Annotated in this window: 1 pseudogene; it reads left to right on the forward strand. The window is 62.4% G+C overall.

The features are described 5' to 3' along the window. A pseudogene (nifH, locus tag NLR35_RS34215) lies at positions 1–500 on the forward strand (nitrogenase reductase); the annotation flags it as partial.

The following is a 500-nucleotide window of genomic DNA, read 5'->3' on the forward strand; positions in this document are numbered from 1 at the left end:
GAAGAGAACGGCGCCTATGAGGACATCGACTACGTGTCCTACGACGTGCTCGGCGACGTGGTCTGCGGCGGCTTCGCGATGCCGATCCGCGAGAACAAGGCGCAGGAGATCTACATCGTGATGTCCGGCGAGATGATGGCGATGTATGCCGCCAACAACATCTCCAAGGGCATTCTGAAGTATGCGAACTCCGGCGGCGTGCGCCTGGGCGGCCTGGTCTGCAACGAGCGCCAGACCGACAAGGAGCTCGAGCTGGCGGAAGCTCTCGCCAAGAAGCTCGGCACCCAGCTGATCTACTTCGTGCCGCGCGACAACATCGTGCAGCACGCCGAGCTGCGCCGCATGACCGTGCTTGAGTATGCGCCGGAGTCGGTCCAGGCCAACCACTATCGCAACCTGGCGACCAAGATCCACGGCAATGCCGGCAAGGGCATCATCCCGACCCCGATCACGATGGACGAGCTCGAGGACATGCTGATGGAGCACGGCATCATGAAGGC

Source organism: Bradyrhizobium sp. SRS-191 (genome assembly GCF_024586915.1).
Taxonomy (GTDB): domain Bacteria; phylum Pseudomonadota; class Alphaproteobacteria; order Rhizobiales; family Xanthobacteraceae; genus Bradyrhizobium.